Genomic DNA, 25,448 nt, shown 5'->3' with positions numbered 1-25,448 from the left:
TCAGCCTGCGTCCGTGGACGAGGGCGCCGGCGCGCGCCGGGTTCGCGGCGCCGCGGCGGGTGTCGTCAGGGTCAGGTCGTCCAGCAGCGCGGTGGCCTGCTTTTCCATCGCCACGCAATAACTGGCCACGCGCGAGCGGAAATAGCGATGCAGCACGTACGCGGGGATCGCCACGGTAAGCCCGGACGCGGTGCAGATCAGCGCCTCGCCGATGCCGCCGGCCATGCGCGCCGGATCGCCGATGCCGCCGGCCATCACCTGCATGAACATGCGGATCAGGCCGATCACGGTACCGAACAGGCCCAGCAGCGGGCCGATCAGCGCGATCGTGCCCAGCGTGTTGAGGTAGCGCTCCATGCGGTGCACCACGTGGCGACCGGTGTCCTCGATGCGCTCCTTGATCAGCTCGCGCGGGCGGTTGCGCACGGCCAGCGCCGCGGCCAGCAGTTCGCCCAGCGGGGAACCATTTGCCAGCGTCTGCAGATGGCTGGGATCCAGTTGCCCCGAACGCGCCCATTGGCGCACTTCCTCGCCCAGCCCGGGCGGCAGCACGGCCTTGCGCCGCAGCGTGAGGCAACGCTCCAGCACGATCGCCAGCGCCACGGCGGAACAGATCAGGATGGGCACCATCGCCCAACCGCCAGCCATCAGGATTTCCAGCACGTTTGCGCCCCCGTCGGACGACATCCAGAGAGCGCGCATGATAGCAGTCCCGTCCCGTTCGACTGCGGCACAGGTGGCAGTCCGCGGTTCACTCGCGCCAGTAGCGGCGTTGGCGCAGACGCCAGCCCGAGTGGCGCCGCGCGGGCGCATCCGCCGGAAACTCGAGCGGGATGGCGCCCTGGATCGCGGTGTTGAACAGCGGCACGCGGGCCGCCGCATAGCGCGCCACCACCTCGGGTTTGGGATGTCCGAAGCGGTTGCGCCAACCGGCCGAGACGATCGCCAGGGGCGGCTTGATCGCGGCGATGAACGCGGCACTGGACGAGGTCTTGCTGCCGTGATGCGGCACCACCAGCCACGGCGCCGGCCCGGGCCCGACCGCCGCGGCCACCTGCGGCTCCACCCGCGAGCTGATGTCGCCGGCCAGCAGCAGACGGTCGCGCGGGCCTTCCACCAGCAGCACGCAGGAACTGTCGTTGTCGCGATCGCCCTGGCCCGGCGCCGGATTCAGCACGCGAAAGTCCACGCCATCCCAGCGCCAGGTCTGGCCGCTGATGCATTGCCGCATGGGGATGCGCATTCGCGACGGTTCGCCGGCGTAGCGCGTCGCCTGCGGGAACGCCGCGGCGACCGCCTCGGCGCCGCCGGCGTGATCATTGTCGCCGTGGCTGATCATCAGCATGTCCAGATGGCCGATGCCCAGCGCATGCATCGCCGGCAACACCACCGCCTCGCCCAGATCGAAACCCGAGGGATAACGCGCCCCCGTGTCGTACACCAGCACATGGTGTTGCGTGTACAGCAACACCGACAAGCCCTGCCCCACGTCCAGCACCCAGGCCCGGAACGCACCGGACGGCGGCGCCGTCAGCGTGGGATACAACAGCGGCAGGAACAAAAGCGCGCCCAGCCAGCGCAGCGGCACGCCACGCGGCATGAACAGCCACAGCGCCCCGATCAACGCCAGCAGCAGCGCCAGCGGCTGCACCGAAGGCAGATACCACTGCGCGCCGGGCCAGGCCGCCGTCTGTTCCAGCAGCCACCACTGCGCATGGGCCAGCCTCGCGGCCAGCCACAACACCGGCGTCGCCGCGGGTGGACACAGCCCCAGCAACAGGCTGCCGGCCAGCGCACACGGCACGATCGCAAAGCTGACCAGCGGCACCGCGATCAGGTTGGACAACGCCCCCACCAGCGACGCCTGCCCGAAGAACCACAGGCTCAGCGGCAGCAGGCCCACCGTCATCACCATCTGCCCGGCCGACAATTCGTGGACAAACGCACGCAGGCCACGACCGCGCGCCTGCAGGCACAGCATGAGAAAGGCCACGCCCACGAACGACAGCCAGAACCCCGCGGCCAGCACGGCCAGCGGATCGACCAGCAACATGGCCAGCATGGCCAGGCCCAACGATTGCACGCCGGTACTGCCGCGCCGCCCGCAGCGCGCCAGCGTCACCACCGCGATCATCAGCAAGGTGCGTACCGTGGGCAGGCCGAAACCCGCCAGCGCGCTGTAGATCGTGGCTGTCAGCAAGGCAGCAGCCGCCTGCGCCTGCGATCGCGGCAGGCGGTGGCCGAGCCGGGGAAACAGGCCATACAGCAGCACCGCCAGGCCCAGCCCGAACACCGCCGCCACACCCACGTGAAAGCCGGAGATCGCGATCAGGTGCGAAACGCCATTGGCACGCGCCACCGCCCAGTCATGCTGCTGCAAGCCGCGCGTGTCGCCCACCGCGAACGCCTGCAGCAGCGCCGCATCGTGCGGGTCGCGCACCCGCGCCGCGATGCCGCGGGCGATCGCATCGCGGATGCCGTCGACGCACCAGGAGGGCTTGTCCAGCGGCGCGTTGTCGACATCGTCGCGCACATAGCCATGCGCCACGATGCCCCGTTGCAGCGCGGAGCGCTCGCTGTCCGCGCTGCCCGGATCAAGCAGGCCGCGCGGGCGTTTCAGGCGCAATTGCAGACGCCAGCGACTGCAGGGACGCAGCGCTGGTGCATCGTTGTACCAGCTCACGGTGACGCGACCGCGCCATGGAATGAGCCGGCCATCCAGCAGGGCGCGATCGACCCGCAAGTCGAAACTGCTGGCGTAGCCGCGCTTCAAGGGCAGATCCACGATCGCGCCGGTCACCACCAGATCGCGACCTTCCAGCGACCGTGGCAAGCGCGCATCCATCGCCACGCCGCCCCGATACATTGCCCACGCCACGCCAACCAGGACGCCGCCGACCCAGCGCCCGCGCGGCCATCGCCACGCCAGCACGAAAGCGGGGATCAACAGCAGCAGGGCGCACCAGCGCGGCGGCAACGACGGCAACCACTGCACCGCCAATACCCCCGCCAGCAAGGCGAGGCCCACGCTTGCCGCAGGCATTGCCGCCATTCGTGCCACGCTGCGCTCCATGCATTCGGACCGTCGAGCGTAACGCGACGCCGACCGCACGGCGGACGAAAGACATGTAGGCCTTCGCCCTGGCATGGGCCGTCAATTGCAGGCGCGACTTCAGTCCCGACCGGACTGCACGCTTCGGAACGGGTCGCGACTGAAGTCGCTCCTGCAGGTTTTCGTTATTGCGCAGGCCCCGATGCGCGTTGGGCCTGGTCCGCTCAGGCGGCGGTTTTTTCCTGCAGCACGCCATTGTGCAACACCAGCGTGCGGTCCATCCGCGCGGCCAGGCGTGGATCGTGCGTCACCAGCACGAAGCTGGTGCCGATCTCCCGGTTGAGCTCCAGCATCAGGCCGTAGACCTGCGCCGCGTTGTCCTCGTCGAGGTTGCCGGTGGGCTCGTCGCCCAGCACGCAGGCCGGGCGCGTCACCAGCGCGCGCGCCACCGCGCAGCGCTGGCGCTCGCCGCCGGAAAGCTCCGAAGGCTTGTGCTGCAGCCGCTTGCCCAGCCCCACGCGTTCCAGCAACGCGGCCGACTGGCGCTGCGCCTCGGCGATCGCGGTGCCGCGGATCAGCAGCGGCATGCACACGTTTTCCAGCGCGGTGAACTCGGGCAGCAGATGATGGAACTGGTAGATGAAACCCAGCGAGCGGTTGCGCACGCGGCCGCGCTCGGCGTCGGAGAGCGAGGACAGCACGCGCCCATCGACCTCCACCTCGCCCGCGCTCAAGGTATCGAGCCCGCCGATGATGTGCAGCAGCGTGCTCTTGCCCGAACCAGACGCGCCCACGATCGCCATCGTCTGGCCGCGCTTGAGTTCGAAGCTGACGTCGCTCAGCACGTCGGTGCGCAATCCGCCGTCCTGGTAGGTCTTGGCGACGTGGCTGGCGCGCAGCACGTTTTCGGTGGTGGGATGCATGACGGCCTTATTCATAGCGCAGCGCCTGCGCCGGCTGCGTGCGCGAGGCGCGCCACGCGGGATACAAGGTGGCCAGCAGCGAGAAGGTGAACGTGAGCAGGGCCACCGAACCCACGTCGTGCCAGTCCAGCCGGCTGGGTACTTCACTGATGTAATAGACGTCGGGCGACAGGAAGGTGACGTGGAAGGTGTGCTCGATCCACTTGATGATGCCGGGCAACTTCCACGACAGCAGCGAGCCCAGGCCCACGCCGAAACCGATCCCCACGAAACCCACCAGCACGCCCTGCACCATGAACATGCCCATGATGCTGCGCGGCGTGGCACCCAGCGTGCGCAGGATCGCGATGTCGGCCTGCTTGTCGGTCACCAGCATCATCAGCATCGAGATCAGGTTGATCACCGCCACCAGGATGATCAGCGAGAGGATGACGAACATCACCATCTTCTCCATCGACAGCGCGGCGAACAGGTTGGCGTTGGTGTCCATCCAGGTCTGCACGCGATACACCTGCCCGAGCTCATCGGCCAGCTCGCGCGCCACCGGACGGGCGTTGAAGAGATTGTCCAGCCGCAGCCGAATGCCGGTGGGGCCGCTGAGGCTGTTGAGCTTTTCCGCGTCGCTCATGTTGACCAGCGCCAGGCCGGAATCGAACTGCTCCATGCCCAGCTCGAACACGCCCGCCACATGGAAGCCGCGCATGCGCGGCACGCCGCCCATCGGCGTGGCGCGCAACTCGGGAACGGCCATGGTCACGCGATCGCCCACGCTGACGCCCAGCGTCATCGCCAGCTCCTTGCCCAGCACGATGTTCCAGCTGCCCGGCTTCAGCGCGTCGAGCGAGCCCTCCACCATGTGCTTGTCGATGTCGACCACCTTGGGCTCCAGCGCGGGCTCGATGCCACGCACCAGGGCGCCGCTGGAACGCCGCGCCAGCAGCATCGCCTCGCTTTCGACATACGGCGCAGCGCCCAGCACATGCGGATTGGCGGTGGCCACCTTCAACGTGCGCGGCCAGTCTTCCAGGCTCTGGCCCACGCCGGACACGGTGGCGTGGGAAATCGCGCCCAGGATGCGCGCGCGCATCTGGTAGTCGAAGCCGTTCATCACCGACATCACCGTGATCAGGGCGATCACGCTGATCGCGATGCACACGATCGAGACGGTGGAGATGAAGGAGATGAACTGGTTGCGTCGCTTGGCGCGCGTGTAGCGCAGGCCGATGAAGAGTTCGAGCGGTCGGAACATGGCAACCTGATTCGTGGGAGCGGCGTGGAAAGCCGATACGGACGGCCGCCGGGAACGGTATACGTTAGCGCATGGCGTGCAGCGGCGGCAGGGTGCCCGAAGCGGAGGGGGCGCGGCAAGTTGCGCGGCAGTCAGATTCGCGGCAGCGCCGCGCCGGGTTGCACCGTCGCGAGGCGCATGCGCAGGCGGCGGCGAATGTCCGCGTCGCTGTTGTCCGGCGCCAGCAGCAACACCTGGACGCCGCGATCCACCGTGCGCAGGCGCAACAGGATGAAGCCACCGAGCACGCGGAACGACGCCAGCGTGGCGGCGATGTCTTCGTGATCGACGGTGCGCAAGGTCCAGCCGCCCTCGGCGGCCCAGCCCGCGGCGGCCAGCGGCGACCTCGCCGCACGCCGCAGGTTCTGCCAGGTCATCAGCGCCACCGCCACGATCAATATCAGCTCCAGGCCGATGGACAAACCCGAGAGGGACACGGCCAGCGCGGCGAGTGCGGCAACCGCCAGCAGGCAGCGTCGCAGCAGCCGCGACGGCGCGTATTCAAAGCCGATGGCGGGCGCGGATGTCATCGATGATCGCCTGCCAGTCGGGTCGCCCGGGCCGGGCATGGCCCATTACCCAGTCCCACAGGTCAGGGTCCTGCACGTCGAGCAGTTCGTCGAAGGCCTGCTGCTGCGTCGCGTCGGCGCGGTCGAAGCGATCTTCCAGCCAACCGCCGAGCAAGGCGTCGAGTTCGCGGGTGCCGCGGCGGACGCGCCATTGGAGTCGAGCTTTATTCATAGGATCGCGCGAAGCGCCTCGTTCGCCTCCTCTCCCCATCGGGCGACCTTTAGGAAATCCCCTTGTGGGAGAGAGGATTGAGCAGAGGGGGACAATCCTGCGAGATAACTTCATCGAAAGAAGCTTTGATCGACTTCCCCGCGAGCACCCGCCCCTCATCCGCCCTTCGGGCACCTTCTCCCCAAAGGGGAGAAGGGACTAAATGGCGATCACGCGCTGCGCCGCTCCACCATCAGCTTCTTGATCTCCGCAATCGCCTTGGCCGGGTTCAAACCCTTGGGGCAGGTACGCGTGCAATTCATGATGGTGTGGCAGCGATAGAGCTTGAACGGATCTTCCAGATCATCCAGGCGCGCACCGGTGTCCTCGTCGCGCGAGTCGACGATCCAGCGGTAGGCCTGCAGCAGGATCGCCGGCCCCAGGTACTTGTCGCCGTTCCACCAATAGCTCGGGCAACTGGTCGAACAGCAGGCGCACAGGATGCATTCGTACAGGCCATCGAGCTTCTTGCGTTCTTCGGGCGACTGCAGCCGCTCCTTGTCCGGTGCCGGGCTCTGCGTGCGGATCCACGGCTTGATCGAGGCGAACTGCGCGTAGAAATGGGTGAGGTCGGGCACCAGGTCCTTCACCACCGGCATGTGCGGCAGCGGGTAGATCTTCACGTCACCGCTGCCCTTGCCGGCATCGGCGATCGCGCAGGTGCATGCCAGCGTATTGGTGCCGTCGATGTTCATCGCGCAGCTGCCACAGATGCCTTCGCGGCATGATCGGCGCAGGGTCAGCGTGGGGTCGATCTCGTTCTTGATCTTGAGCAGGGCGTCCAGAACCATCGGGCCGCAGGCGGCCAGATCGACCTCGTAGGTGTCGATGCGCGGGTTCTGGCCGTCGTCCGGCGACCAGCGATAGATGCGGAAGGTGCGCGGCTTTTTCGCGTCCTTCGCCGGGTAGTGTTTGCCCGGCTGAATCTTGGAATTCTTCGGTAGCGCGAATTCACCCATGTCCTCGACCCTTCGGTTCGGCGGCCGGAACCACGATCCGGCCGCGCAACGTGTGATGTGATGCCACCTGCTGGCGCAGGATCAGTAAACGCGTTTCGCCGGCGGCACGGCCTTGACCTCGTCGGTCATCGGCTGCATGTGCACCGGGCGGTAGTCGAAGCGCGACTTGCCCGCCTCGTCGACCCACACCAGGGTGTGCTTCATCCAGTTGGCGTCGTCGCGCTCGGGGAAATCCTCGCGCGCGTGGGCGCCACGGCTTTCCGGGCGCTGCTCGGCCGAATGCATGGTGGCCACCGCCTGTGCCAGCAGGTTGGAGAGCTCCAGCGTCTCGACCAGGTCGGAGTTCCACACCAGCGAACGGTCGCTGACCTTCACGTCCTGGAACATGTCGAACACTTCGGAGATCTTCTGCTTGCCCTCGGCCAGCGTCTCGCCGGTGCGGAACACCGCCGCATCCTTTTGCATCGTGCGCTGCATGGCCAGGCGGATCTGCGCCGTGGGCGTGCCGCCATTGGCGTTGCGCAACGCGTCGAAGCGCGCCAGCGACTTGTCCAGCACGTTGGCGGGCAGATCCTTGTGCGGCGCACCGGGTTCGATCAGTTCGGCGCAGCGATGCGCCACCGCGCGGCCGAACACCACCAGGTCCAGCAGCGAGTTGGAGCCGAGCCGGTTGCCGCCATGCACCGACACGCAGGCCGCCTCGCCGATGGCGAACAGGCCAGGCACGACCGCGTCCACGTCGTCGCCGCGCTTCTGCACCACTTCGCCGTGATAGTTGGTGGGGATGCCGCCCATGTTGTAGTGCACGGTGGGCAGCACCGGGATCGGCTCCCTGGTGACGTCCACGCCGGCGAAGATGCGCGCCGACTCGGCGATGCCCGGCAGCCGCTCGTGGATCACTTCCGGACCCAGATGCATCAGGTTGAGGAAGATGTGGTCCTTGTGCTCGCCCACGCCGCGGCCTTCGCGGATCTCGATGGTCATGGCGCGGCTGACCACGTCGCGCGAGGCCAGGTCCTTCGCGTTCGGCGCGTAGCGCTCCATGAAGCGCTCGCCCTCGGAGTTGGTGAGGAAGCCGCCTTCGCCGCGCACGCCCTCGGTGATCAGGCAGCCGGCGCCATAGATGCCGGTGGGATGGAACTGCACGAACTCCATGTCCTGCAACGCCAGCCCCGCGCGCAGCACCATGCCGCCACCGTCGCCGGTGCAGGTATGCGCCGAGGTGGCGCTGAAGTAGGCGCGACCGTAGCCGCCGGTGGCCAGCACCACGGCCTGGCCGCGGAAGAAGTGCAGCGTGCCCTCGTTCATGTCCAGCGCCAGCACGCCGCGGCAAACGCCCTCTTCGTCGAAGATCAGGTCGATCGCGAAATACTCGACAAAGAACGTGGCGTCATGCGCCAGCGCCTGCTGGTACAGCGTGTGCAGGATGGCGTGGCCGGTGCGGTCGGCCGCGGCGCAGGTGCGCTGCGCAGTGCCCTTGCCGTAGTGGGTGGTCATGCCGCCGAACGGGCGCTGGTAGATCTTGCCTTCCTCGGTGCGCGAGAACGGCACGCCGTAGTGCTCCAGCTCGATCACCGCTTCGGGTGCGTGCTTGCACATGTATTCGATCGCGTCCTGGTCGCCCAGCCAGTCGCCGCCCTTGACGGTGTCGTAGAAATGGAAACGCCAGTCGTCCTCGCCCATGTTGCCCAGCGCGGCGGAAATGCCGCCCTGCGCGGCCACCGTGTGCGAGCGGGTGGGAAAGACCTTGGTGATGCAGGCGGCCTTGAGGCCCTTCTCGGCCAGGCCAAAGGTGGCACGCAGGCCAGCACCGCCGGCGCCGACCACGATCACGTCATAAAGGTGTTGCTGGATCTTGTAGCTTTCCATGGAGTTGCGGCCTCGCGTATTCGTCTTAAGGAGTCAGCGCAATGCGCAGTACGGCCAGCACGCCAGCGAGCGCGCCGAGCACGGCGAGGAACTTGATCGCCACCTGCAACACCACTTCCTTCCAGCGGGTGTGCACGTAATCTTCCACCACTACCTGCAGGCCCAGCACGGCATGCCAGAACACGGCGAGCACGAACGCGATCAGCAGCAGCGCATTCCACGGCTTCGCCACCGCGGCGCGCGCGCTGGCGTAGTCGGCATGCAGCAGGCCGAGCACCAGGATGACGAACCAGATGCCCAGGCCCACCAGCGCCGCGGCGGTGACGCGCTGGGTCCACCAGTGGCTCACGCCGTACTTGGCCGAGCCCAAGCCGCGAGCAGCCTTCAGCGGATGGCGGCGATCCTTCACGACATCACTCTTCGCGTTCATGCCGCACCTCCGGCCATCAGCACATAGGCCCAGACCAGCACGGTCAACACGATGCTGCCGGCCACCGACAACCAGCTCGAACGCACGAACTGCACGATCTCGTAACCGGCGCCAGCGTCCTGCAGCAGATGACGGATGCCGTTGCACAGGTGATAGAACAGCGACCAGCTCCAGCCGAGCAGCAACACCAGGCCCAGCGGGCTGCCGGCGCATGCCTTGAAGCTGTCGAACTGCTGCCCGCCGGCGGCCAGCGCCAGCAAGCCCCACACCACCACCAGGCTGCCAACGGACAGCGCGATGCCGGTGGCGCGGTGCAGGATGGAACTGACCATCTGCACCTGCCATCGATAGACCTGGATATGAGGAGAGAGCGGTCGTTGCATATCTGCCATGGCGGCTATCCTGTGTGGAATCGCTGATGTCCGTGCCGCCCCGCCGCCGTGAGCGGCAAGGGCGCCACAGCGGGATTCAGAAGTCGATGCAGCGTCCGTTCTTTTCCCAGTCGCCGTAGCGGGTGGGATCCGGCGCCGGCCGTTCGGGCGGGACCTTGTCCGCACCCCGCGCCGCCGGCACGGCATCCTCCGCCGGAGCGGATGCAGGTGAGGACGGTGCTGGGGAATGGGATTCGGACATGGTCGTCTTGTTAGCCAGCGAAGGTTAATACTTGCGCAAAACCAGCACAACCTGGCCCCTGCTCTGCGCACGGAAAGCACGCTTGAGTCGCGCGACCCGCGCCCACACATCGACCGTCTATGTCCATTACACGCGATGCCGAAATCCTGTTGATCGAGGGGCCTGATGCCGTGGCGTTCGCGCACGCGCAATTCAGCAGCAAGGTGACCGGACTGGCGGTGGGCCGCTGGGCATTCGGTGCATGGCTCGATCCGCAGGGACGTGTGCGTGCGCTGTTTCACCTTGCCCGCATCGCCGAGGAGAAACTGCTGCTGCTGTTGCGCGGCGGTACGGCCGCGGACATGGCCGATGGCCTGCGGCGCTTTGTCTTTCGTTCGCGCGTGACGCTGCATGCGGCATCACCCGCGGCGCTGGCTACCGGCGAAGCGCAAGCGCTGCACGATGTGCGGATCGAGGGCGAAACGATTTCGCTGGGCTGCGGCGAGCATGCCCTGCGCATCGTGCCATCGACGCAGAGCGGCGACGCCGCGTGGCGCAAGATGCAGCTGAAGCTCGGCTGGCCCTGGTTGCCCGAGGAAGCGCTGGACAAGTGGGTCGCGCCGATGCTGTCGCTGCAGCGGTTGCAGGCCGTTGCCGTCGACAAGGGTTGCTATCCCGGCCAGGAAATCGTGGCGCGCCTTCATTTCCGCGGTGGCTGCAAACGCCACTTGTGCCATCTCACGTTGTCGCGCGCCATTGCGCCGGGCCTGGCTCTGCGCGTCGCCGGCCAGGACGCCGGCATGGTGCTGGACGTCGTCGATGGAGACACCGTCGAGGCGCTGGCCGTGTTGAACGATGACATCACCAGCGGCGCGAGCGACGGCAGCCTTTCACTGGATCACGACGAGGGCCCATTGTCGGCGGTTGTCGACGAACGCTGGCCCGCCTGAGGCATCGGCCATTTAGACGTCCATTTGCCTTTTTCATCGGCGTCAACGGAATGTGAGGATGCGCTGAACGAAACACCAAGGCACTTGCCTTTGGCGAAATCCGCCACTAGGCTCCGCCGATCGAATATCGCGGCATCCGGAAAACGGGGTGCCGATGTACGCGACGAACCGGAAGAATCCGGATCGGCGCGACCCGGCAAAAAGCCGGATGGAGTTACCCAGCTGACGCCACAGCTGGCAGTTGCAGGCAACACGGCCCTAAGGCACGCGCAGCGCCATTGCAGCCATCACCGATCGGCACGAACCCGCCGCTCGACCCGCCACACGTCCGTGGCAACACGTTCAACCGCATACCCCGGTTGGCGATCAATCCAGGTGGAACGGCCTGCCAGCCCGTCCACCGCAACGGCGCGTCAGGCCTGCAAGGCTGCGCGTACAGCACGTTGGAGGCAGATATGAAACTTTCCATGCTGTTGTGGCTCACCAGCCTGCTGCCGCAACCCGTTGCGGACCAGGCTTGCCTGGCGACCACGGTCTATCTGGAAGCACGCAGCGAACCCACGCTTGGCCAGCTCGCGGTCGCCGAAGTCGCCATGCGCCGGCGCGAACGCGGACGCTGGGGCGACACCGTATGCAAGGTCGTCACGGCACCCCACCAGTTCGCCACCACCACCACCCCGGGCTCGTTCGACATCACCAACCTGGAGGCCTTCCACAAGGCATGGCGGATTGCCGGTCGTTCGATCCGGAACTGGCAGCTGCCGATCGCCGAACGCAAGATGCTGGTGCCACGCGCCGACCACTTCGCCACCGTGGCGATCACGCCGACGTGGTCGGTCAACCGTGCCGGGACGACCATCGGCGAACATCGTTTCTACGCCGTCAACTGACGCCCGACACCACGCCATAAAACAAAAGGCCCTCATACGAGGGCCTTTTGTTGTTTGGACGTCCAAACGTCTGGACGTCCATACGATCGGAGAATCAGAGCCTGTAGACGTGGTCGCCGCGCACCTGCACGTAGTCACCGTTGCGCACGTCCGGATTCTCCCGCTGAGTGACCGTCGCGTACTGGCCGTTGTCCAGCCGCACCACGATGCGATAGGCCACGTCGCCGCTTCCGCTGCGCTTGCCAACCTGGTTGCCGACGACGCCGCCGGCCACTGCACCGGCCACCGTGGCGGCCTTGCGGCCGTCACCCTTGCCTACCTGGTTGCCCAGCACGCCACCGGCGACCGCACCGATCACGGCACCGAGCGTGCCACCGCTGCTGTTGCCCTCGGTGTAGACCTGTTGCACTTCCTGCACCACGCCGCAGGTATTGCAGCGCGCGCTTCGGGCTGGCTGTCCCTGATAGCCGTAGTTGCCACCGTTGCTGTAGGGGGTGGCGCAACCGGCCAGTGCGAGGCCTCCAGCCATGGCCACGGCCAGCGCGAGTTTGCTCGATAGTGCATTCATGTCGATCACTCCTTCGGGAAAAAGCCCTCCGATCGATGACTCCGATCGACTCAACGGGCGTCGGAAACCGCCGTCACACCTTCCTCCACCTTCACGCGATCGCCCGGATCGTGATCCATGCGGACAGTGCGGGTGACGCCTTTGTATTCGTAGCGCACGTCATAGCCCACCAGCTTGGTGCTGGTGTCATTGACGGTGTCGCAGTGCCGCTCCACGGTGGACGTGGTGTTGGCATGCTGGCGGCTGGCCTGGATGCGGTTGCCGGCGTACCCACCGCCGATCGCACCAGCCACCGTTGCCAGCGTCTTGCCCTTGCCGCCACCGATCTGGTTGCCGAGCAGGCCGCCAGCCACGGCGCCGATCGCGGTACCGGCGATGCGATGTTCGTCCTTGGGCGGCGTGGTGTGGGTAACGACTTCGTCCTTGCACACCTGGCGCGGGTTGTTCACCGTCTTGCGTACGGGATCGACGCTCACCACCTTTGCGTACTTGGGCGCATCCGCCTGGGTCGAATCGGCGGCCGTACCGCCATCGGCGGACGGGCCGGCATCGGCGTTGCGGTTGCAGCCGGACACGCCCAGCGACAACGCCGCGACCATGGCGACAGTCAATGCATTGATCGTCAAAGCTTTCATCAGACCCTCTCCTCTGTTTGTTTAACGGCGGCTCGCGAACGGTGGGCGGGAGGCAACCAAAGGCGACGCCCCACGCCGCGCCGTAACCGTGTTTCCATTGAACCGTGAATCAACTGAATCGGGCCTAGCTCAAACCCTTACCGCATTTTCACATTGAATTCGCAGCCGGGCCTTTCTGGACAAAAACCATGCACGAAATTGTGGACAGCCACGCACATCTGGATGACGGCCGATTCGAACCGGATCTCGCCGCGGTGATGCAGCGCGCCAGCGACGTCGGCGTCGCCGCCACCGTGGTGCCTGCCACCGACAGGGCCAGTTGGCCGCGCATCCGCGAGCTTTGCCGCCGCCATCCGCAAGCCCATCCCGCCTACGGCCTTCATCCCATGTTCCTGAACGAGAATGCCTGCCCGGATGTGGACGCATTGTCTTCGTGGCTGGATGCGCACCACGCCGTGGCCGTCGGCGAAATCGGCCTCGATTTCCACGTCGAGGGGATCGAGCGCGAGCTGCAGCGCGAGATCTTCGCGCGCCAACTGGAGGTCGCGCGCGCGCACAAACTGCCGGTCATCGTGCACGCGCGCGGCGCGCTGGAGGAGGTGATCCACACCCTGCGCCGCGCCGACGGCGTGTACGGCGTGGTGCACAGCTTCTCGGGCAGCGAACAGCAGGCGCAACAGCTCTGGGACATCGGGTTTTGCCTCGGCATCGGCGGCCCGGTGACCTACGAGCGCGCGCGGCGGTTGCGTCGCATCGTGGCGAGCATGCCATTGCATCACCTGCTGCTGGAAAGCGACGCCCCGGACCAACCCGATGCCAACCATCGCGGCCAGCGCAACGAACCGGCACGGGTTGCGGGAATCCTGCGCTGCATTGCCGAACTGCGCGGCGCGCCGGAAGCGGAAATTGCCGCGGCCACCACCGCCAATGCACGGCGCCTGTTCGGCCTTGAGCGCCCGCCACGCTGATCCCCGGCTTGCACGCGCCCGTCACGCCTTGCTATGTTTTAATTCATTGATGAACTATCCGCTGGTGAAATGGCAAAGCTGACGACATGCATCGATCTGATGGACGAGGGCATCAGCCGCGTCAGCCAGATCATCCCCGCCATGCCGGCTACCGAGGCTCGGCTGTGTCGATTGCTGCTGATGGTGGGCGAAGGCATGAGCGAGGAGCTCGCGTTCAAGCTCAAGCCGCACAAGCTCAATCACAGCGAATTCCTGACCTTGATGATCCTGTACAGCCGCCCCGATGGCAGTTCCACCCCGGGCGAGCTGTGCGAGTTCGCCACCCAGGGCGCCACCAACATGACGCGCATCGCCAATGCATTGGCCAGGCGCGGCCTGATCACCCGCGGCGCCAGCGAGTCGGATCGCCGACGCGTGGTGATCCGCATCACCGCCGCCGGCCGGCGGTTCGTGATGAAGATGCTGCCGCCGATGTTTCCCCGCATCGACACGATGTTCGACGGCTTCAGCGCCACCGATAAACGCCATCTCGACCGCCTGTTGCGCAAACTGGCCGGCAACCTCGACCGGTTGAGCGACGACCCCCATCCATGAAGGACATCCGATGAAGCATGCCCTGCTCCGCGGGCGGCCGCTGCTGACCGCGACGATCGTGCTGGCGCTGGCCGCGTGTGCGCGGGCACCGGCAAAACTGGATCATCCCGTCTTGCGCAACGACGTGCCGCTGGCCGGCCTGGACGCTCCGGCCCGCACCGGCTGGCCTGCCGCGCAGTGGTGGCGAAAGTACGACGATCCGCAGCTGGACAAGCTGATCGCGCGGGCGCTGCGGCAATCGCCGGACATCGCGCTGGCGCAGACGCGCGTGCAGAGTGCGCAGCAGTCGGTGCGGCTGGCCGCCGCGCAGATGGGCTTGTCGATCAATGGCAACGCGCAGGTATCGCGCCAGCGGATGAGCGAGCACGGCCTGATTCCCAGCGAGTTCCTGGGCTTCACCTGGTACAACCAGGCCGACATCGGGCTACAGCTGCAGTACGACTTCGACTGGTGGGGCAAGAAGCGCGCCACCGTCGAGGCAGCGCTGGACCAGGCCCACGCCGCCCAGGCGCAGCGCAGCGCTGCCGCGCTGGCGATCCAGTACGCCGTGGCGGACACCTATTTCGGCTGGCAGGCGGACCAGGCGCGACTGCAACTGGTGAAACAGATGTTGTCCATGCAGCACCAGCTGGCGCAGATCGCGGCGCTGCGCGTGAAACAGGGCGTGGACCTGCCCGACGAAACGCAGAAGGCGAACGCACGTGTGGCCAGCCTCGAGGGCATGCGCGCGGCGATCGAGGGCTCGGCGCAGATGCGCAAGGTGGCGCTGGCCGCGCTGCTGGGCATCGCCCCGGCGGAGCTGCCCGAACTGCATGCGCGGCCACTGCCGCCGGTCGAGCGCGGCATCCCCGCCAACGCCAGCATCGACCTGATCGCCCGCCGGCCCGACATCGTGGCCAGTCGCTGGCAGGTGGAGTCGATGCTGAAAAAAACCGACGCGGCGCGGGCGGCGTTCTTTCCCGACATCGGCATTTCCGCGATGGCGGGCTTGTCCAGCATCGACATGGACAAGCTGTTCACCCTGGGCAGCCGCACCTTCGCGCTGACGCCCGCGATTCATCTGCCGATCTTCAATGGCGGCGCACTGGAGGCCAACTACGGCCTGAGCAAGGCCCAGCTCGACAGCGCGGTGGCGCAATACAACAGCGCCGTCCTGGGCGCCGCGCGCGAGGTCGCCACGCAGGCGCTCAACGCCGAGCAACTGGCTGCGCGACGCCACGCACGACAGGCCGAACTGGACGCCGATCGCCAGTTGCTGGCCAGCGCGCAGGCACGCCTTCGCCAGGGCGTGCGCGACGTTCGCGAAAGCCTCGCCGCCAAGGCGCAGTTGCTGCAACAGCAGGACGCTGCGTTGCAGCTGCAATCGCAGGCATTGAGCGCCGACCTTGCGCTGATCAAGGCGCTGGGCGGCGGCTACCGGGGTGCCGATGAAGCCTCCGCAAAGTCGCAGCCCGCCCCCTCTTCCTCTTCCACCGGAGCCGCCGATCATGAGCGCCACTGAGACCGACAAGTCACCCCAGGCCGATGACAGCGGCATGGCGGCTACCGACCCGCGCAAACGCCGGCGCGTGCTGCTGATCGTCGGCGCGCTGTTCGTGCTGGCGGCGGTGGCGTGGTTCCTGCTGTGGCTGCTGGTGTTCTCCAGGCGGGTGAAAACCGACAACGCCTACGTCGGCGGCAACCAGGTGGCGATATCGGCGCAGGTGCCCGGCACGGTGGTGGCGATCCTAGCCGACGATACCCAGCGGGTGGAAGCCGGCCAGGTATTGGTGAAACTGGACAGCACCGATGCGGAAGTCCGCCTGCAACAGGCGCGCAGCGCCCTGGCGCAGGCGGTACGCGGCGTGCGCCAGCAGACCAGTTCGGCCAGCGGTGCCGACGCGCAGCTGGCGGCCAGCCGCATCAGCCTGAAGAAAGCCGAGGCGGACTTGCAGCGCCATCTGCCGCTGCTGGCGGCACGCGCCGAATCGCCCGAGGTGGTGCAGCACCTGCGCGACGGCGTGGAGCAGGCCCGCGCCGCCGTCGCCACGGCCGAGGCCCAGGCCCGGGCCGCACATGCGGCGATCGAAGGCACCGACGTGGCGAAGAACCCCGCCGTGATGCAGGCGCGCGCCAACTTCCGCGCCGCTTGGGTGGCGGCGCAACGCAATGCCATCTATGCGCCGGTGTCCGGCTACGTGGCCCAGCGCAGCGTGCAATTGGGCAATAGCGTGCAACCCGGGCAGCAATTGATGACGGTGGTGCCGCTGCACGACCTGTGGGTCGAGGCCAACTTCAAGGAAAGCCAGCTGCGCCATCTGCGCATCGGCCAGAGCGCCACGATCGAGTCCGACGTCTACGGCGGCGACGCCGAATTCCACGGCAAGGTGGTTGGCCTGGGTGCCGGTACCGGCAGCGTGTTCTCGCTGTTGCCGGCGCAGAACGCCACCGGCAACTGGATCAAGGTGGTGCAGCGTGTGCCGGTGCGCATCTCGCTGGACAACGCCGAGCTGGACAAGCATCCGTTGCGCATCGGCCTTTCCACCACGGTCACGGTGGACATCACGAATGACGAGGGCCGCGTGCTGGCCGCCGCGCCGGCGAACCGGCCGGTGGCGCAGACCACCGTCTATGACCGGATGGCGAGCAAGGCCGACGCGGAGGCCGAACAGGTCATTCGCGCCAACCTCCCCGACGACACGCACTGAACCGGGTCGACCGCATGGCCGCCACGCCCCACGACGCCCCACCACCGCTGAAGCCGCTGCAGGGCGGCGCACTGGTGCTGCTGACCATTGCCGTCGCCTTCAGCACCTTCATGGAGGTGCTGGACATGACGATCGTCAACGTGTCCGTGCCGCACATCGCCGGCAGCCTGGGCGTGAGCCCCAGCGAAGGTACCTGGACGATCAGCTCGTACGCGCTGGCCAGCGCGATCATGCAGCCGCTCACCGGCTGGCTGGCACGCCGCTTCGGCGAGGTGAAGACCTTCGTCGGATCGGTACTGCTGTTCGTGGTGTTCTCGATGCTGTGCGGCCTGGCCACCAGCATGCCGATGCTGGTGATCTGCCGCCTGATGCAGGGCGCCGGTTCCGGCCCGATGGTGGCGTTGTCGCTGTCGCTGCTCCTGGCCAGCTACCCCAAGGCGAAACAGGGCATTGCGCTGGCCCTGTGGGCAATGACGGTGGTGGTGGCGCCGATCTTCGGACCGATCCTGGGCGGCTGGCTGACCGACAATTTCTCCTGGCCGTGGATCTTCTACATCAACGTGCCGGTGGGCGCGCTGGCGGCCATCGTCACCTGGGTACTGCTGCGCAAGCGCGAGACCACGACCTTCAAGATGCCGATCGATGTTGTCGGCCTGGTGCTGCTGGTGGTGGGCGTGGGCGCGCTGCAGTTCATGCTGGACAACGGCAACGACAACGACTGGTTCGCCTCGCCGATGATCCTGACGCTGGGCATCACCGCGCTGGTGTGCCTTACCTTCCTGATCGTGTGGGAGCTGTACGCCAAGCACCCGGTGATCGAATTGTCGCTGTTCAAGGGGCGCAACTTCACCGTGGCGGTGGTGGCCTTGTCGCTGGGCATGATGGCGTTCTTCGGCATCAACGTGGTGTTTCCGCTGTGGCTGCAGATCACCCTGGGCTACACCGCCACGTGGGCCGGCCTGGCCAGCGCGCCGGTGGGCGTGCTGGCGTTCCTGATGGCGCCGGTGATCGGTGCCAACATCCAGCGGCTGGAGCTGCGCGCGGTGGTGACGTTCGCCTTCATCGTGTTTGCGGGAACCTCGTTCTGGTTCGCCAGCTTCGACAGTTCGGCCTCGTTCTCCACGCTGGTGTTGCCGCGCTTCGTGATGGGCGTGGGCATCGCCTGCTTCTTCATCCCGCTCAACCAGATGTACCTGTCGGGGCTGGGGGCGGACCAGGTCGCCAGCGCCTCGGGGCTGGCCAACTTCTGCCGCACGCTCGGCTCCAGCGTTTCCACCGCTGCCACGGTGACGCTGTGGCAGCACCGTGGCGACTACCACCACGCGGTGCTGACCGAGCACATCACGCCCGCGGTGCCGGCGGCCAACGGCTTCCTGCAGCAATTGCAGCACGGGGGCTTCTCCGTGCAGCAAAGCCTGGGCGTGGTCGAGCAGCTGATCAGCCGCGAAGCGCTGACCCTGGCGGTCAACGACGTGTACCTGGCGTGCGCGGTGATGTTCGTGGCCCTGATCCCGCTGCTGTGGCTCGCCAGGCCGCCTTTCGGCAACGCCAGCGGTGCCGCAGGTCATTGACCAACCACCAATTGCTGCGCTCGGCAAGTGCAACATGGACCAGCCGTTCGCGACTGGTGCAATGCAATACCTTCTGCTAGCTTGTTCTGCATGGCACAAAACAAACGCATCATCAAGAAGTATCCGAATCGTCGCTTGTACGACACGGAAATTTCCAGCTACATCACGCTGGAAGAGATCCGCCAGTTGGTGCTCGACAATGAGGATTTCGAAGTCAGGGACGCCAAGAGCGGCGAAGACCTGACCCGTTCGGTCCTGCTGCAGATCATCTCCGAGCACGAGGACAAGGGCCAGCCGATGCTGTCGCCCGAGCTGCTCAGCCAGATCATCCGGTTCTACGGCAACTCGCTGCAAGGCTTCATGGGGCCTTATCTGGAGCGCAGCCTGCAGGTTTTCCTCGACCAGCAGTCGCAGTTCCGCAGCCAGTTGAACAGCCTGATGGGGCAAACGCCCTGGAACACCCTGAACGACCTCACCGAGCGCAACATGGCCGCGTGGAAGGCGATGCAGGAAGGCCTGATGAACACCGCCGCGCAGGTCGTCCAGCCCACGCCCGGCAGCGGCCGCGGCAGCAAGAAGGCCGGCTGATCCGCCCCTCCGTCGTGCAGCGCCATGGCGCGCCGCACACCCGATTCCCCCTATCGCAACTGCAGCATGATTCGTGCTGCCCTGCGGCATGATCACGCGTGGAAACTGTCCCATGAACGAAGCGAGCCCCCCGAAACGCGTCGCGCTGGTCACCGGCGGCATCGGTGGCCTGGGCAGTGAAATCTGCCGTCAGCTGGCGCAGGCGGGCCGACAGGTGATCGCCGTCGACCTGGCCACGCGCGAGGAGCGCATCGCCAGCTTCCGCCGGGACATGGCGGACGTCGCCGACGCGGTCAGCTTCGAACCGGGAGACATCAGCGACTTCGACAGCTGTGGGCAGCTGATCGCCCGCATCGAGCAACAGCACGGCGGCGTGGACATCCTGGTCAACGCCGCCGGCATCACCCGCGATGCCAGCCTGCGCAAGATGACGCCGCAGCAATGGCACGAGTTGATCCAGGTGAACCTCGACGGCGTGTTCAACATGTGCCGCCACACGATCGAGGGCATGACCGCGCGCGGCTTCGGCCGCATCGTCAACATCAGCTCGGTCAACGGCCAGACCGGCCAGTTCGGCCAGACCAATTACTCGGCCGCGAAAGCCGGCGTGCACGGCTTCAGCATGGCGCTGGCGCGCGAGACGGCACGCAAGGGCGTCACCGTCAACACGGTATCGCCCGGCTATTGCGACACGCCGATGGTGGCAGCAGTTGCAGAAGAAGTACGGGCGCAGATCATCGCCGGCATTCCGGTGGGCCGGCTCGGCTCGCCCGCCGACATCGCCCGCGCCGTGTGCTTCCTGGCCGCCGATGATGCCGGCTACATCACCGGCGCCAACCTGCCGGTGAACGGCGGCTATTTCATGAGCTTCTGAGCGCGTCACACCGCGCGCCATTGCAGTCCGGGCGCGCTTGCGGAACAGTGGGGGGATTCCCTCCACGGATCGCAGCATGGCGCAGCACCCCATCACCCTCATCGGCGGCGGCCTGGTCGGCGCGCTGCTGGCGCAGCAACTGGCGCAGCGCGGGTTTGCGGTCGATGTGTTCGAGAAGCGGCCCGATCCGCGCCACGCCGGATTCCTCGGCCGCTCCAGCGCATCCTGCGCCCCCGGCACTCGTCCATCCATGGACAGCGGTAGTCGCTCGATCAACTTGGCGCTGGCCGAACGCGGCCTGCACGCCCTGCGCAGCACGGGACTGGCCGACGCGGTGCTGCAACGCGCGGTGATGATGCGCGGACGCATGGTGCACGACCGCGATGGCCAGCATGGCCTGCAACCCTACGGCATCGACGACAGCGAGGTGATCTGGTCGGTGTCGCGCGGTGCACTGAACATGCTGCTGCTGGATGCGGCGGAGGCGGCGGGCGCCCGCTTCCACTTCGGCCAGGCGCTGACCACGGTGGATTTCGACCGGCAACGCCTTCGGCTGGCGGATGCCGATGGCGTCGAACGCGACCTGCCCGCCGGCCTGCTGATTGGCGCCGACGGTGCCGGTTCGGCCCTGCGCGCCGCCATGAACGCCCACACGCCGTTGGGCGAGCGGGTCGAGCCGCTGGGTCACGGTTACAAGGAACTGGAGATTCCTCCCGCGAGCGAGCTGCCTGCTGCCGTGCTGCAAGCCAACGACGGCCGCGACGGCTTCGCGCTGGAACCGAACGCGCTGCACATCTGGCCGCGCGGCAGCTACATGTGCATCGCGCTGCCCAACACCGAACGCAGTTTCACCGTCACCCTGTTCCTGCCGGGCAAGGGACGCGCACCAAGCTTCGCCACCTTGCCCGATGCCGCGGCGGCCGCCACGTTCTTCACGGAACAATTCCCCGGCCTGCTGCCGCTGATGCCGCGTTTCGCCGAGGACTTCGAACACAACCCGGTCGGCACGCTGTCCACGCTGTACCTGCAGCGCTGGCATCTGGACGGCCGCGCCCTGCTGATCGGCGACGCGGCGCACGCGATCGTGCCATTCCACGGCCAGGGCATGAACTGCGGCTTCGAGGACACCGTGGTGCTGGCCAACCTGCTCGCCGCATCGCCCGACGACCACGCCGGGGTATTCGCCGAGTTCCAGCGCCAACGCCAGCCCAACGCCGATGCCATTGCCCACATGGCCTTGGAAAACTACATCGAGATGCGCGACTCGGTGGCCGATCCGCACTATCTTGCCAAGCGCGAGCTCGGCGCCCTGCTTGCCGCACGCATTCCCACCCATTACATGGCACGTTATCGCATGGTGACTTTTACCCATCTTCCCTACCGTTACGCACTCGAACGCGGTCGCGCGCAGGACGAGCTGCTGGAGCAGTTGTTGCACGAGAACGCCAGCGTGGCGGCGATCGACCTCGATGCCGCCGCGCAACGCTTCCGTTCCAGCCTGGCCCCGCTGCCGGAGCTGCGCCATGGATGAGGCCCTGCTCGAAGCATTCCGCTCCACCGCCTACAACGTCTGCATCGACACGGTGAGCTGGGCCACGATACGCGTCGACCTGCCCTTGCCCAGCGCCCTGGTCGACGTGGTGAACGGGCGTCCGTGGGCCTTCATCACCGCTTGGAACCCGCAGGCGCGCCGCCGCCCGCCCGCCGAGAACCTGGCCGCCCAGCGTGAGTTGCTGGGCGAACTGCAGGCGCTGCCCGACTGCATCGTGTTGCCGGCGATCGGCGTGGGCAACAGCGGGTGGAGCGAACCGAGCCTGTTTGCGATCGGCCCCGACGTGGCGACGCTGGACCATCTGGCCCGCACGCACGGCCAACTCGCCTACGTGCACGGCGAGGCCGAAGGCGCGGCCACGCTGCGCGCGCTGGACTGACTCAGAAGCTTGTGAAGAAAACCACCTCCTGTGGTTTTCTTCTATCGCGGGTCCGGTACATGCCCGGACCCGCTCACGCGGATCAGTCATTTGCGTGACCGATCCGCGTCCGGCCATTCCATGACCGGGCTGAGAGGTTGAGAACCACAACCTTCTCAGCGGCACTGCGCCGCATGGACAAGCGGCCACGCCATTGCGGACAATCACGGGGATGACTGCCGCCCGTACCGCTGCGCCCCTGCTCGAAGCGCGGGCCGTGAGTTTCCATCGCCAGGACGAACCGGTGTTCGCCCCGCTGGATTTCCAGCTGCACACGGGTGAACTGGCCCTGGTGGAAGGCGACAACGGCAGCGGCAAGACCACCTTGCTGCGCATGCTCGCCGGCCTGCTTCACCTCAGCACCGGCGAGCTGGTATGGCGCGGCGAGCCGCTGCAGCGCGACCTCTGCGCCGGCGACATCCTGTTCCTGGGCCACCAGCTCGGCCTCAAGGCCGACCTCAGCCCGCGCGAGAACCTGCGCGTCGCCACCGGCCTGCACGGCTCGCGTGAGGGCATGGACAGCGCCTCCCTGCTGGCCGACATCGGCCTGCGCGGCTATGAGGACGAGCCCGTGCGTCGCCTCTCGGCCGGGCAGAAGAAGCGCGCGGCGCTGGCCCGGCTGGCGATGCTGCCGGCCACCTTGTGGCTGCTGGACGAACCGTACGCCAACCTCGACCGCGCCGGCATCGCGCTGGTGAACGCCATGCTGGAGAGGCATACCAAAGCCGGCGGCGCCGCCATGGTCACCAGCCACGGCACGGTGAGCTTCCATGGTGGCGAACCGCGACGGATCCGCATGCATGGCTAATGCACGGCACATCAGGCACAGGCTCCTCCCCCTGCTCGCAGGGGACAAATCGGCAGGACTGCCGATTTGCACGGCGTCAGCCGCCCGAAGGGCGAGGGTCATGGATGGCCTGAGTGCAGGTTGGGAGGGGGTTCGCTCTTGCGGAAAAGCTTTACCCCTCCCCAACCCTCCCCTGCACGCAGGGGAGGGAGCAGAAGCATGAGCGCCGCAAGCCTCACCACCGCCTGCGCCGCGATGCTGCGCCGCGACCTCACGCTAGCCTGGCGCCGTCGCGGCGATATCGCGATGCCGGTGCTCTACGCGCTGATCGTCACCACGCTGTTCCCGTTTGCGCTGGGGCCGGAGGACACCTTGCTGCAGCGGATCGCCGGCGGTGTGGTGCTGGTCACCGTGCTGCTGGCGATGCTGCTGGCGCTGGATGCGATGTTCGCCAGCGACATCGAGGATGGCTCGCTGGAGCAACTGGTGCTGGCGCCGCAGCCGCTGGCACTGATGCTGGGCATGAAGATCCTGGCGCACTGGCTCACCATCGCCCTGCCGCTGATCGTGATTTCGCCGCTGATGGCGGCACTGCTGCACCTGCCGGCACCGGTCATTCCGGTATTGCTGCTGGCCTTGTTGCTGGCCACGCCACTGCTCAGCCTGCTGGGCGCGGTGCTGGTTGCGCTGACGGTCGGCACCCGGCGCTCTGGTATGCTGCTCGCCTTGATGCTGCTGCCCTTGTGCGTGCCGGCCGTGATCTTCGCCGCGGGCGCGGTAGCTGCCGCCCAGCAGGGTCTTCCCTGGCTGGCACCGATCAGCTGGCTTGCCGCCGCACTGGTACTGGCCGTGGTACTGGCGCCGCTGGCCTGCGCCGCCGCACTTCGCATTGCCCTGGATTCGTGATCCCTATGGCTAACTGGATCCCCCTCTGGTTGCACCGGCTCAGCTCGCCGCCAACCTTCTACCGTTTCGCCGGCACGCTGCAGCCGTGGGCGATGAGCCTGGCGCTGCTGCTGGGCGCGATCGCGCTCTACGGCGGCCTGGTGCTGGCGCCGGCCGATTACCAGCAGGGCGACGCCTACCGCATCATCTTCATCCACGTGCCCAGCGCGTGGATGAGCATGTTCATCTACGCGGTGATGGGCGTGGCGTCGTTCATCGCGCTGGTGTGGCGGATCAAGCTGGCCGAGGTGGTGGCGATGGAGTCGGCGCCGATCGGCGCGGCATTCACCTTCATCACCCTGGTCACCGGCTCGCTGTGGGGCAAGCCGATGTGGGGCACCTGGTGGACCTGGGATGCGCGGCTCACCTCCGAACTGGTGCTGCTGTTCCTGTTCCTAGGCGTGATCGGCCTCTACCGCGCCTTCGAGGATCGCCGCCAGGGCGCGCGCGCCGCGGCCTTCCTGGCCATCATCGGCATCATCAACGTGCCGATCGTGCATTTCTCGGTGAACTGGTGGAACACCTTGCACCAGGGCAGCACGGTCAACGTGTTCGGCCAGTCCAAGATGTCGGGCGACATGCTGTGGCCGCTGCTGACGATGACCCTGGCCACCAAGTTCTACTACGTCGCCAGCCTGTTCCGCCGCGCGCGCACCGACCTGCTGGCACTGGAAGGCGGTAAGGACTGGGTGCGGCAAATTGCCCAGGACGGGGACGCACGATGAACGACGTGCAAAGCTTCCTGGCGATGGGTGGTTATGCGGCCTACGTGTGGCCTGCCTACGCGGTGTTCTTCATCGTGCTGATCGCCGACACGATCGCGCCGCGCCTGCGCCGACAGCGCCTGCTGCGTGAACTTCGCGCCCGGCTCGCCCGTCAAAGCGCCCGCCAGCCGCGCATCGGCAGCGGTTCCACCACCCCTCCACCACCCGCCGCCATCGACGGTCAGTGAGCCTCATGAATCCCACCCGCAAGCGCCGACTCACCATCGTTGTACTGGTTGCCGTGGCCGCCGCCGTGGCCGCCGGCCTGGGCGTCTACGCGCTGCAGAACAACATGAACTACCTGCTCACGCCCAGCCAGGTGCAGTCGGGCCAGGCGGCGGGCTACACCACGTTCCGCCTGGGCGGCATGGTCAAGGCTGGCTCGATCCAGCGCAGCAGCGATTCGCTGAAGGTGACGTTCACCGTGGTCGATGCCGGCGGCGCCATGCCGGTCGAGTACACCGGCATCCTGCCCGACCTGTTCCGCGACAACCAATCTGTGATCGCCACCGGCCACATGGACGGCGCCCGCTTCGTCGCCACCGAGGTGCTGGCCAAGCACGACGAGACCTATATGCCCAAGGAGCTGAAGGACGCCATGGCGAAAGCGCATGAGGGCAAGCAGGTTGAGGAAAGTAGGGAACGGGGAACGGGGAACGGTGGCTAGTTCAAACGTCGCCGCCTGTCCCATATCCCTCCGGAGCAAGATCATGTCAATTGCGTCGCAGCACCGCCTTCCCCGTT

Annotated in this window: 29 protein-coding genes; 16 read left to right on the top strand and 13 right to left on the bottom strand. The window is 66.9% G+C overall.

What is annotated here, in order from left to right; genetic code table 11:
- The 11 genes from ABD017_RS14150 to ABD017_RS14100 all read right to left on the bottom strand — a co-directional run bounded on the left by ABD017_RS14150 (window position 1) and on the right by ABD017_RS14100 (window position 9,934).
- Window positions 1–663, bottom strand: coding sequence for a MotA/TolQ/ExbB proton channel family protein (locus tag ABD017_RS14150; RefSeq protein WP_343883773.1), 663 nt, complete (start codon window positions 661–663; stop codon window positions 1–3).
- 88 nt (window positions 664–751) lie between these two features.
- Window positions 752–3,043, bottom strand: coding sequence for a DNA internalization-related competence protein ComEC/Rec2 (locus ABD017_RS14145; RefSeq protein ID WP_343883416.1), 2,292 nt, complete (start codon window positions 3,041–3,043; stop codon window positions 752–754).
- A gap of 233 nt (window positions 3,044–3,276) precedes the next feature.
- Window positions 3,277–3,990 carry a lipoprotein-releasing ABC transporter ATP-binding protein LolD gene (gene lolD, locus ABD017_RS14140; RefSeq protein ID WP_343883415.1) on the bottom strand — a complete coding sequence of 238 codons (714 nt, stop codon included), beginning with the start codon at window positions 3,988–3,990 and terminating at the stop codon, window positions 3,277–3,279.
- Window positions 3,983–5,224: a lipoprotein-releasing ABC transporter permease subunit gene (locus tag ABD017_RS14135; protein WP_343883414.1), complete on the bottom strand. Its 1,242-nt coding sequence runs from the start codon at window positions 5,222–5,224 to the stop codon at window positions 3,983–3,985. Before ABD017_RS14135 ends, lolD begins: the two co-directional genes overlap by 8 nt.
- Before the next feature lie 131 nt (window positions 5,225–5,355).
- Complete coding sequence (locus ABD017_RS14130) at window positions 5,356–5,793, bottom strand: protein YgfX (protein WP_343883413.1); 438 nt, start codon at window positions 5,791–5,793, stop codon at window positions 5,356–5,358.
- Window positions 5,765–6,004 carry an FAD assembly factor SdhE gene (locus ABD017_RS14125; protein ID WP_343883412.1) on the bottom strand — a complete coding sequence of 80 codons (240 nt, stop codon included), beginning with the start codon at window positions 6,002–6,004 and terminating at the stop codon, window positions 5,765–5,767. Before ABD017_RS14125 ends, ABD017_RS14130 begins: the two co-directional genes overlap by 29 nt.
- A gap of 209 nt (window positions 6,005–6,213) precedes the next feature.
- Complete coding sequence (locus ABD017_RS14120; RefSeq protein ID WP_343883411.1) at window positions 6,214–7,002, bottom strand: succinate dehydrogenase iron-sulfur subunit; 789 nt, start codon at window positions 7,000–7,002, stop codon at window positions 6,214–6,216.
- 81 nt (window positions 7,003–7,083) lie between these two features.
- The gene (gene sdhA, locus ABD017_RS14115) at window positions 7,084–8,871 is read right to left on the bottom strand and encodes a succinate dehydrogenase flavoprotein subunit (protein ID WP_343883410.1); all 1,788 of its coding nucleotides are present in this window, start codon (window positions 8,869–8,871) and stop codon (window positions 7,084–7,086) included.
- Between the two features lie 25 nt (window positions 8,872–8,896).
- On the bottom strand, window positions 8,897–9,301 hold the full coding sequence (gene sdhD, locus ABD017_RS14110; protein WP_343883409.1) for a succinate dehydrogenase, hydrophobic membrane anchor protein: 405 nt from the start codon (window positions 9,299–9,301) through the stop codon (window positions 8,897–8,899).
- Window positions 9,298–9,693, bottom strand: a complete 396-nt coding sequence (gene sdhC / locus ABD017_RS14105; RefSeq protein ID WP_343883408.1) for a succinate dehydrogenase, cytochrome b556 subunit — start codon at window positions 9,691–9,693, stop codon at window positions 9,298–9,300. Before sdhC ends, sdhD begins: the two co-directional genes overlap by 4 nt.
- A gap of 76 nt (window positions 9,694–9,769) precedes the next feature.
- Window positions 9,770–9,934: a DUF1674 domain-containing protein gene (locus tag ABD017_RS14100; protein WP_343883407.1), complete on the bottom strand. Its 165-nt coding sequence runs from the start codon at window positions 9,932–9,934 to the stop codon at window positions 9,770–9,772.
- Between the two features lie 119 nt (window positions 9,935–10,053).
- On the opposite strand from ABD017_RS14100, the gene ygfZ reads away from it, so the two are divergent.
- Together ygfZ and ABD017_RS14090 are read left to right on the top strand one after the other, a co-directional pair.
- Complete coding sequence (gene ygfZ, locus ABD017_RS14095) at window positions 10,054–10,863, top strand: CAF17-like 4Fe-4S cluster assembly/insertion protein YgfZ (protein ID WP_343883406.1); 810 nt, start codon at window positions 10,054–10,056, stop codon at window positions 10,861–10,863.
- Window positions 10,864–11,318: 455 nt separating this feature from the next.
- The gene (locus tag ABD017_RS14090; protein ID WP_343883405.1) at window positions 11,319–11,753 is read left to right on the top strand and encodes a cell wall hydrolase; all 435 of its coding nucleotides are present in this window, start codon (window positions 11,319–11,321) and stop codon (window positions 11,751–11,753) included.
- Between the two features lie 94 nt (window positions 11,754–11,847).
- On the opposite strand, the gene ABD017_RS14085 is transcribed toward ABD017_RS14090, so the two are convergent.
- Both ABD017_RS14085 and ABD017_RS14080 read right to left on the bottom strand, forming a co-directional pair.
- Complete coding sequence (locus tag ABD017_RS14085) at window positions 11,848–12,321, bottom strand: outer membrane lipoprotein (RefSeq protein ID WP_343883404.1); 474 nt, start codon at window positions 12,319–12,321, stop codon at window positions 11,848–11,850.
- Between the two features lie 50 nt (window positions 12,322–12,371).
- Entirely contained in the window at window positions 12,372–12,956 is a 585-nt protein-coding gene (locus tag ABD017_RS14080; RefSeq protein ID WP_343883403.1) for a glycine zipper 2TM domain-containing protein, read from the bottom strand.
- A gap of 188 nt (window positions 12,957–13,144) precedes the next feature.
- On the opposite strand from ABD017_RS14080, the gene ABD017_RS14075 reads away from it, so the two are divergent.
- The 14 genes from ABD017_RS14075 (at window position 13,145) to ccmE (ending at window position 25,371) form a co-directional block, all read left to right on the top strand.
- The gene (locus tag ABD017_RS14075; protein ID WP_343883402.1) at window positions 13,145–13,924 is read left to right on the top strand and encodes a TatD family hydrolase; all 780 of its coding nucleotides are present in this window, start codon (window positions 13,145–13,147) and stop codon (window positions 13,922–13,924) included.
- 69 nt (window positions 13,925–13,993) lie between these two features.
- Window positions 13,994–14,518, top strand: a complete 525-nt coding sequence (locus ABD017_RS14070) for a MarR family winged helix-turn-helix transcriptional regulator (RefSeq protein ID WP_343883401.1) — start codon at window positions 13,994–13,996, stop codon at window positions 14,516–14,518.
- A gap of 10 nt (window positions 14,519–14,528) precedes the next feature.
- Window positions 14,529–16,019, top strand: coding sequence for an efflux transporter outer membrane subunit (locus ABD017_RS14065; RefSeq protein ID WP_343883399.1), 1,491 nt, complete (start codon window positions 14,529–14,531; stop codon window positions 16,017–16,019).
- Window positions 16,006–17,205, top strand: coding sequence for an HlyD family secretion protein (locus ABD017_RS14060; RefSeq protein ID WP_343883398.1), 1,200 nt, complete (start codon window positions 16,006–16,008; stop codon window positions 17,203–17,205). Before ABD017_RS14065 ends, ABD017_RS14060 begins: the two co-directional genes overlap by 14 nt.
- Window positions 17,206–17,219: 14 nt before the next feature.
- Window positions 17,220–18,776, top strand: a complete 1,557-nt coding sequence (locus ABD017_RS14055) for a DHA2 family efflux MFS transporter permease subunit (RefSeq protein WP_343883397.1) — start codon at window positions 17,220–17,222, stop codon at window positions 18,774–18,776.
- 90 nt (window positions 18,777–18,866) lie between these two features.
- Window positions 18,867–19,364 carry a polyhydroxyalkanoate synthesis repressor PhaR gene (gene phaR, locus ABD017_RS14050; protein ID WP_343883396.1) on the top strand — a complete coding sequence of 166 codons (498 nt, stop codon included), beginning with the start codon at window positions 18,867–18,869 and terminating at the stop codon, window positions 19,362–19,364.
- Between the two features lie 112 nt (window positions 19,365–19,476).
- Complete coding sequence (gene phbB / locus ABD017_RS14045; RefSeq protein ID WP_343883395.1) at window positions 19,477–20,238, top strand: acetoacetyl-CoA reductase; 762 nt, start codon at window positions 19,477–19,479, stop codon at window positions 20,236–20,238.
- A 76-nt stretch (window positions 20,239–20,314) separates the two neighbouring features.
- Complete coding sequence (locus ABD017_RS14040) at window positions 20,315–21,769, top strand: FAD-dependent oxidoreductase (protein ID WP_343883394.1); 1,455 nt, start codon at window positions 20,315–20,317, stop codon at window positions 21,767–21,769.
- Complete coding sequence (locus ABD017_RS14035; RefSeq protein ID WP_343883393.1) at window positions 21,762–22,169, top strand: DUF3293 domain-containing protein; 408 nt, start codon at window positions 21,762–21,764, stop codon at window positions 22,167–22,169. The genes ABD017_RS14040 and ABD017_RS14035 overlap by 8 nt, the downstream gene beginning before the upstream one ends.
- Before the next feature lie 211 nt (window positions 22,170–22,380).
- Window positions 22,381–23,016: a cytochrome c biogenesis heme-transporting ATPase CcmA gene (gene ccmA, locus ABD017_RS14030; protein WP_343883392.1), complete on the top strand. Its 636-nt coding sequence runs from the start codon at window positions 22,381–22,383 to the stop codon at window positions 23,014–23,016.
- A gap of 198 nt (window positions 23,017–23,214) precedes the next feature.
- Window positions 23,215–23,901, top strand: a complete 687-nt coding sequence (ccmB, locus tag ABD017_RS14025) for a heme exporter protein CcmB (RefSeq protein ID WP_343883390.1) — start codon at window positions 23,215–23,217, stop codon at window positions 23,899–23,901.
- A gap of 5 nt (window positions 23,902–23,906) precedes the next feature.
- Window positions 23,907–24,665: a heme ABC transporter permease gene (locus ABD017_RS14020; RefSeq protein WP_343883389.1), complete on the top strand. Its 759-nt coding sequence runs from the start codon at window positions 23,907–23,909 to the stop codon at window positions 24,663–24,665.
- Window positions 24,662–24,892, top strand: coding sequence for a heme exporter protein CcmD (gene ccmD, locus ABD017_RS14015; protein ID WP_425543742.1), 231 nt, complete (start codon window positions 24,662–24,664; stop codon window positions 24,890–24,892). Before ABD017_RS14020 ends, ccmD begins: the two co-directional genes overlap by 4 nt.
- A 5-nt stretch (window positions 24,893–24,897) precedes the next feature.
- Window positions 24,898–25,371 carry a cytochrome c maturation protein CcmE gene (ccmE, locus tag ABD017_RS14010; protein ID WP_343883388.1) on the top strand — a complete coding sequence of 158 codons (474 nt, stop codon included), beginning with the start codon at window positions 24,898–24,900 and terminating at the stop codon, window positions 25,369–25,371.
- The last annotated feature ends 77 nt before the right edge of the window (window positions 25,372–25,448 follow it).

It is taken from the genome of Rhodanobacter caeni (genome assembly GCF_039523575.1).
GTDB classification, from domain to species: Bacteria; Pseudomonadota; Gammaproteobacteria; order Xanthomonadales; family Rhodanobacteraceae; genus Rhodanobacter; species Rhodanobacter caeni.
The sequence above is the reverse complement of the archived record's forward strand: the minus strand, read 5'-3'. Positions and strand labels throughout refer to the sequence as shown.

Coding starts and splice junctions, on each gene's coding strand:
- ABD017_RS14145 (WP_343883416.1), bottom strand. CDS start 3,043: ATGCCTGCGGCAAGCGTGGGCCTCGCCTTGCTGGCGGGGGTATTGGCG.
- lolD (WP_343883415.1), bottom strand. CDS start 3,990: ATGAATAAGGCCGTCATGCATCCCACCACCGAAAACGTGCTGCGCGCC.
- ABD017_RS14135 (WP_343883414.1), bottom strand. CDS start 5,224: ATGTTCCGACCGCTCGAACTCTTCATCGGCCTGCGCTACACGCGCGCC.
- ABD017_RS14130 (WP_343883413.1), bottom strand. CDS start 5,793: ATGACATCCGCGCCCGCCATCGGCTTTGAATACGCGCCGTCGCGGCTG.
- ABD017_RS14125 (WP_343883412.1), bottom strand. CDS start 6,004: ATGAATAAAGCTCGACTCCAATGGCGCGTCCGCCGCGGCACCCGCGAA.
- ABD017_RS14120 (WP_343883411.1), bottom strand. CDS start 7,002: ATGGGTGAATTCGCGCTACCGAAGAATTCCAAGATTCAGCCGGGCAAA.
- sdhA (WP_343883410.1), bottom strand. CDS start 8,871: ATGGAAAGCTACAAGATCCAGCAACACCTTTATGACGTGATCGTGGTC.
- sdhD (WP_343883409.1), bottom strand. CDS start 9,301: ATGAACGCGAAGAGTGATGTCGTGAAGGATCGCCGCCATCCGCTGAAG.
- sdhC (WP_343883408.1), bottom strand. CDS start 9,693: ATGGCAGATATGCAACGACCGCTCTCTCCTCATATCCAGGTCTATCGA.
- ABD017_RS14100 (WP_343883407.1), bottom strand. CDS start 9,934: ATGTCCGAATCCCATTCCCCAGCACCGTCCTCACCTGCATCCGCTCCG.
- ygfZ (WP_343883406.1), top strand. CDS start 10,054: ATGTCCATTACACGCGATGCCGAAATCCTGTTGATCGAGGGGCCTGAT.
- ABD017_RS14090 (WP_343883405.1), top strand. CDS start 11,319: ATGAAACTTTCCATGCTGTTGTGGCTCACCAGCCTGCTGCCGCAACCC.
- ABD017_RS14085 (WP_343883404.1), bottom strand. CDS start 12,321: ATGAATGCACTATCGAGCAAACTCGCGCTGGCCGTGGCCATGGCTGGA.
- ABD017_RS14080 (WP_343883403.1), bottom strand. CDS start 12,956: ATGAAAGCTTTGACGATCAATGCATTGACTGTCGCCATGGTCGCGGCG.
- ABD017_RS14075 (WP_343883402.1), top strand. CDS start 13,145: ATGCACGAAATTGTGGACAGCCACGCACATCTGGATGACGGCCGATTC.
- ABD017_RS14070 (WP_343883401.1), top strand. CDS start 13,994: ATGGCAAAGCTGACGACATGCATCGATCTGATGGACGAGGGCATCAGC.
- ABD017_RS14065 (WP_343883399.1), top strand. CDS start 14,529: ATGAAGCATGCCCTGCTCCGCGGGCGGCCGCTGCTGACCGCGACGATC.
- ABD017_RS14060 (WP_343883398.1), top strand. CDS start 16,006: ATGAGCGCCACTGAGACCGACAAGTCACCCCAGGCCGATGACAGCGGC.
- ABD017_RS14055 (WP_343883397.1), top strand. CDS start 17,220: ATGGCCGCCACGCCCCACGACGCCCCACCACCGCTGAAGCCGCTGCAG.
- phaR (WP_343883396.1), top strand. CDS start 18,867: ATGGCACAAAACAAACGCATCATCAAGAAGTATCCGAATCGTCGCTTG.
- phbB (WP_343883395.1), top strand. CDS start 19,477: ATGAACGAAGCGAGCCCCCCGAAACGCGTCGCGCTGGTCACCGGCGGC.
- ABD017_RS14040 (WP_343883394.1), top strand. CDS start 20,315: ATGGCGCAGCACCCCATCACCCTCATCGGCGGCGGCCTGGTCGGCGCG.
- ABD017_RS14035 (WP_343883393.1), top strand. CDS start 21,762: ATGGATGAGGCCCTGCTCGAAGCATTCCGCTCCACCGCCTACAACGTC.
- ccmA (WP_343883392.1), top strand. CDS start 22,381: ATGACTGCCGCCCGTACCGCTGCGCCCCTGCTCGAAGCGCGGGCCGTG.
- ccmB (WP_343883390.1), top strand. CDS start 23,215: ATGAGCGCCGCAAGCCTCACCACCGCCTGCGCCGCGATGCTGCGCCGC.
- ABD017_RS14020 (WP_343883389.1), top strand. CDS start 23,907: ATGGCTAACTGGATCCCCCTCTGGTTGCACCGGCTCAGCTCGCCGCCA.
- ccmD (WP_425543742.1), top strand. CDS start 24,662: ATGAACGACGTGCAAAGCTTCCTGGCGATGGGTGGTTATGCGGCCTAC.
- ccmE (WP_343883388.1), top strand. CDS start 24,898: ATGAATCCCACCCGCAAGCGCCGACTCACCATCGTTGTACTGGTTGCC.